This window comes from Streptomyces sp. NPDC057428 (genome assembly GCF_042803195.1).
GTDB lineage: Bacteria > Actinomycetota > Actinomycetes > Streptomycetales > Streptomycetaceae > Streptomyces.
This window is the reverse complement of the sequence record NZ_JBHVCT010000206.1, coordinates 1-2,152: the sequence shown is the minus strand read 5'-3', so window position 1 is coordinate 2,152 and position 2,152 is coordinate 1. Positions and strand designations below refer to the sequence as shown.

The 2,152-nt window shown below is 65.2% G+C and carries 3 protein-coding genes and 1 pseudogene; 3 read left to right on the top strand and 1 reads right to left on the bottom strand.

All coding sequences use genetic code 11. The features are described from left to right. The first annotated feature begins 380 nt into the window (after positions 1–380). Positions 381–557 carry a hypothetical protein gene (locus ACFU5K_RS31735; RefSeq protein ID WP_384068168.1) on the top strand — a complete coding sequence of 59 codons (177 nt, stop codon included), beginning with the start codon at positions 381–383 and terminating at the stop codon, positions 555–557. A gap of 166 nt (positions 558–723) precedes the next feature. Then, positions 724–910, top strand: a pseudogene (locus ACFU5K_RS31730) (Tn3 family transposase); the annotation flags it as partial. Between the two features lie 64 nt (positions 911–974). Here the strand turns inward: ACFU5K_RS31730 and ACFU5K_RS31725 are convergent. Further along, on the bottom strand, positions 975–1,796 hold the full coding sequence (locus ACFU5K_RS31725) for a GNAT family N-acetyltransferase (RefSeq protein ID WP_384068166.1): 822 nt from the start codon (positions 1,794–1,796) through the stop codon (positions 975–977). 12 nt (positions 1,797–1,808) lie between these two features. Between ACFU5K_RS31725 and ACFU5K_RS31720 the strand changes: the two genes are divergently transcribed. Continuing rightward, positions 1,809–2,108 carry a hypothetical protein gene (locus ACFU5K_RS31720; RefSeq protein WP_384068163.1) on the top strand — a complete coding sequence of 100 codons (300 nt, stop codon included), beginning with the start codon at positions 1,809–1,811 and terminating at the stop codon, positions 2,106–2,108. Positions 2,109–2,152: the final 44 nt, after the last annotated feature.

Below are 2,152 nucleotides of genomic sequence, written 5' to 3'. Positions count from 1 at the left end.
GCAGGCGTGGATCAACGACCCGGCCAAGCGCCGCGAACCCGCACCACAAACCTCATAGCATCACGACCGTCTCACTGGACTTGAAATCTTCCGAGGAGGGCTGATCGTCATGCATGCGGACTATCGTCTCAGGGCTCCAAGGGGACATCCGCACCGGTTTCCCTCACGCCCGTGCAGCAACGTCACCCACATAACTCACCTCTTAGTGGACGTTAAGTCCGATCTTCCTCGGTTCGTGATCGCTCGATCGTGTGACTGATCGCTTCGGGGGCCCGACGTTCGGCATGGACATGCTGGGATTCGGGTCATGGACAGAGAGCCGTATCCGAGCGACTTATCGGACGAGCAGTGGGCCTTGATCGAGCCGATGATGGCTGCTCGTGCGACTGGACCCTGAGCCGAAGTCGCTCGACGAGCTGCTCGACGAAGAGGACGCGCGGATCCGAGCGGAGCGGGGGGAGAACAGCATGGAGCGCGCCCTCACGCCGCACCTGCAGGAGCTCGCCGCCCGCCTGCAGAAGACGCTCGCGCAGTACGAGGAGGAGGACGGGGTCTGAGGAACATCCGTGTCAGATCGTGCGCTAAGGGTTCGCTGGACTGTTTGGCGCTTTGACCTGGGGTGATTGGGTGTCGGAGCCTTCGTGGGTCGTTGTTTTCGATCTTCGGAGAGCTGTTGTGGCGGTCGAGTTCCTGACGGATGAGCAGGCGGCACGGTACGGGTCGTACATGGACGCCGCCGTCACCCAGCTCCGCGCCGAGGACTTCGACGTCCGCGACGAGGGCGTCGCCCGCCTCTCCCCCGTTCGTGCGCCACCACGTGAACATGCTGGGTCGGTACTCGTTCCAGCTGCCAGAGATGCCCGACGGGTTGCGCCCCCTGCGCGACCCGGTCCGGGCCGAACAGGAGTGAACCGGCGGGCACGGTCGCCGGCGTGCGGAAGCGGCTTCTGCGGCTTCTGTCGTTTGTGAGCGCGTCAGGCTAGGGCGTCGAGAACCCTCTCCGAGGGGTCGGCCCGAGTCAGCTGGACCTGCTGCTCCACGTCCTCGAACCCGAGAGCGCGGTAAATGTGGATCGCGTGGTAACCGGGGTCGGCGACGATCACCAGTAGGCGGACATGCATCTGGTGCAATCCCCAGTGCCCGGCGTGGTGGACGACTGCCGATGCCAGGCCCTGGCGTCGGAACGAGGGGTGGGTCTCGACGCCCTGGAAGCGGGCCAGGCCCTGGCCATCGCTGAACAGACCGGCGCCCGCTCGCATGCGACCTTCGACGAAGGCCCCGATCCAAGCTCCGAAGCCAGCCTCGCAAAGTCTGCGGTGCTCCATGAACTTGCGCTCAAGAAACTGCCTGTGCTCGGCTGTCAGCGCGAACTGGTCATCGCAGTTGATGCGCAGGTCAAGCGCCTGTTCCCAGTCGTCGTCGCTGATCAGGGCCCGAATGTCAGCTTGCATGCGGGGCTGGCCCGGTGGCAGCAGCCTGGTGGCGGTCAGGACGGTATTCACCTCGGCGGTGACCCCGAGGTCCGCGAGTTCACCGGCTTCTCCGCAGTCTCCGTCGGTGTTGTCCACCCCGAGTGCGAGGTGGGCCGCCTCGGGGAACGCGTTGGTGAACAACTCCGACAAGCGACGGGCGTCGCCGCTGCGGGGTGCGGACTTGAGCAACAGGAAGTTTCCCCACCAGAACCCCGGGTTGGCCAGAGTTCTAATCACGACGTGCGAGTCGAGTTCGGTGATGTTGGAGCCTGCCATAGTCCGCAGCATCAGATCGGTTCGATAGCCCAGCGAGATCACGTTCACGAAGGTGATCGTATGGAGGAGAGCCGAAAGCGCAAACGACTTTTTCCCAACAGCCCCCAGCCCCAGCTCGGCGGCGTACGCGGTGCTCGACTGATCGAGCAGCGCGCGGACCTGACCGTAGGACAGCCGAGCAAGCCCAGTGTCGGGGCACAGGTCCCGGGCGGGGCCGACGCCCCGTCAGCCACCCACCAGGCCGACGAAGGCGGCCGCCTGGCCGGGCCCTTCTGTCTGTTCCTGGCGGTCAGGGCCCTGTTCTCGTATGGGTGCGGATCCTTCTGGGGGAAGGTCGTTGATCAGGCGCCGAGTTGGTAGTCCCGCTGGTCGGGGTAGGTGCGCTGGTGCTCGCGGGTGTGGTG